Below are 2890 nucleotides of genomic sequence, written 5' to 3' on the forward strand. Positions count from 1 at the left end.
CGCACCTGCCCATGCCGGACGCAGAGGCGTAGCGTCCGTGGGTCTAGCCGATATCGATCATCCACTGCTCGGCGCGTTTGTCTATTTGCCAGACACGGAAGGCACCATTTTCACGGGCCATATCTCGTTGCAAACGCAACCATGGCTGAGAGAACACGTTGTGCACGGCACAATTGTCCTGCCGGGAGTCGCATTCGTCGATCTTCTACTATTTGCGGCGCGAAGTGTCGAATGCGGCCGGATTGAGGAGCTCGTACATCATGAGTTCCTTGCAATCTCGGAGTCAGGAGCGCGAGATATTCAGGTCAAGATCGATACTGCTGATGCGTCGGGACGCCGCCCAGTGGCTGTGTATTCGCGCCCAGCAAGGTCCCCGCAAAGCGCCGAATGGACCCGCCATGCCACCGGCTTCTTAGCGCCAACTACACCGCAATCAGCCGTCGACCTCGGTGTTTGGCCTCCTGCGGGAGCGACGTCTGTCGATGTCGACGAGTTCTACCACGCGTTCCTAAGTACCGGCTACCAGTACGGCCCGATGTTCCAGGGGTTCGAAGCCGGATGGACACTCGGAGACGACATCTATGCCGAGATCGCGCTGCCTAATGACGTCGACCCGGAAAACTACGGGATCCACCCAGCTCTGATGGATTCGGCGCTACACCCGCTAATGCTCTGGCATGATAGCGACTACGTCCTGCTTCCCTTCTCGTGGAATGGCGTGTCTCTCCATTCGAATGGCGGGGCCCGACGATTGCGAGTGCGACTGACGCGGCTGACTGACGGCGTGGTTTCACTCCTCGTTGCAGACGACGCAGGCTTATCACTAGTGACTATCGAATCGCTGACCCTCCGGTCGGTGACGCCCGATCAACTCGCCGCAGCTCGCGCGGCCACAGGCGCGACCGATAGTCTCTATGTCATCGAGTGGTCCTCACTTACCGCTCAGGCCGCCCAAGCGGTCTCACCTCGCTACGCGGTGCTCGGAGACCCACCAACCGCTTCGGTATTGCAACGGTTCGGGCTGAGCGCTGAGGATTACGCTGAACTGTCCGCGGTGGACACAGTTGCCACTACCATCCTCCCCGTTCTGACCCCGTCGTCAGAGTCGGACATGATCGCTGCAGCACATACCACCGCAGCCCAAGTCCTCGAGACCATGCAGCAGTTCCTAGCCGCAGAGCATCTCTCTGATCGTCCACTGATCGTGCTGACTCAGCGGGCTGTAGCAACGACAGCTGACGACATCGTGGATCCTGCAGCAGCGGTCGCATGGGGTCTCGTAAGGTCTGCGCAATCTGAGAACCCGGGCCGATTTGTCCTTATCGATCACGACGACTCGCCAGAATCCTGGCATGCCCTCGCCACTGCATTAGCCTCGGATGAACCACAGTTGAGTCTGCGTAGCGGTCGTATAGCCGCACCGCGGCTGCAACAACACACAAGCGCGCCACAGCTTGTTCCAATCGACCCCAGCGGAACTGTGCTCATCACTGGCGGCACTGGCACCCTCGGGCAATTGCTGGCTCGCCACCTGGTGCTCAATCATCGAGTGCACCACCTGCACCTGATCAGCAGACGAGGACCTTATGCGGCAGGGGCCGCCAACCTTCTCGCCGAGCTCACAGCGTTCGGGGCTTCGGTCACCATCACCGCTGGAGATGCTGGTGACCGTTCTTTCCTTGAAGGCGTGCTCACATCGATCTCCGATGACCATCCCCTTACCGCTGTATTCCACACTGCAGGTCTTCTGCACGACGCCATGCTGCCTGGCCTCACGCCACAACACATGCGAGAAGTGCTTGAGCCGAAGATCGATGCCGCATGGCATCTCCATCAACTCACGCGAGAGCACAATCTGCATTCCTTCGTTATGTACTCAAGTGCCGCAGGCACCATCGGGACCCCAGGCCAAGCGAACTATGCAGCTGCGAACTCCTTCCTCGACGCCCTTGCTCATTATCGGCGTACCCAGGGACTACCCGCACATTCACTCGCTTGGGGACTATGGGGAACCGACGAAGGGATGGGTGCCGCGCTCACCGCGGCAGATCTAGCGCGGTTGGCGCGTCGAGGCATTGTACCGATGGAACCCACCCACGCTATGAATCTCCTTGACGCAGCGCTTGCGTCTAGTCATGCGTTCGTTATCCCAGCTCAGTTGCAGTTGCCCGGCGCAGCACCCGACGCTGATCAACTGCCGACACTCATGAGAGGGCTCATCCGTTCTGCAGGACGCCGCACAAGACTCCAACCACAAGCTGATTCTGACTTTTTGCATCGGCAGCTCGCCGGTCGCAGCAATGTCGAGCGGCAGCGTATCTTGCTCGATCTTGTGCTAAGGCGAGCCGCCGCCAGTCTGGGCCATGGCAACCCAGAGACACTCGACCCTGAAACCGGCTTCTTGCATATGGGGATGGACTCCCTAATCGCGGTGGAGTTGCGCAATGTTCTCAGCAGAGACCTTGGCCGCCCCTTGCCCGCGACAACGCTCTTCGACTATCCGACTCCACTAAAATTGGCTAGCTATTTGGAAGGCCGACTCGCGCCAGCGGAAACAGCTTCTTCCCTTCCCTTCTCTGGCGAACTAGATCTCATTGAAAATAGTCTGGCCGCGATGCGTCCTGACCTCCGTGAGGGCCTCTCCGATCGACTGCGTCAGTTGCTTGCGACGTTGGACACGACCACCGCGAGTGAATCCCATGCCGCGCATAACATCACGGAGTCTCTCACCGAGGCCACAGACGACGAAATGTTCGATTTCATTGATAACGAGCTGGGACTGAGATCAGATGGCAAATGAGGACCAACTCCGTGACTACCTGAAGCGAGTCACGACAGAGCTCCACCGAACCCGCCAGCAGCTTCATGAGGTTGAGCAAAGCAATAGCGC

General features: G+C 59.1%; 2 protein-coding genes. Both read left to right on the forward strand.

The window, feature by feature from the left end:
• The first annotated feature begins 37 nt into the window (after positions 1-37).
• On the forward strand, positions 38-2800 hold the full coding sequence (locus NAM01S_RS34575) for a type I polyketide synthase (RefSeq protein WP_084483505.1): 2763 nt from the start codon (positions 38-40) through the stop codon (positions 2798-2800).
• Positions 2790-2890, forward strand: a 101-nt coding sequence (locus tag NAM01S_RS37465) for a polyketide synthase docking domain-containing protein (RefSeq protein WP_157108032.1), incomplete at its 3' end; no start/stop codon positions are given. The genes NAM01S_RS34575 and NAM01S_RS37465, both read left to right, overlap by 11 nt.

The organism is Nocardia amikacinitolerans NBRC 108937 (assembly GCF_001612615.1).
GTDB classification, from domain to species: domain Bacteria; phylum Actinomycetota; class Actinomycetes; order Mycobacteriales; family Mycobacteriaceae; genus Nocardia; species Nocardia amikacinitolerans.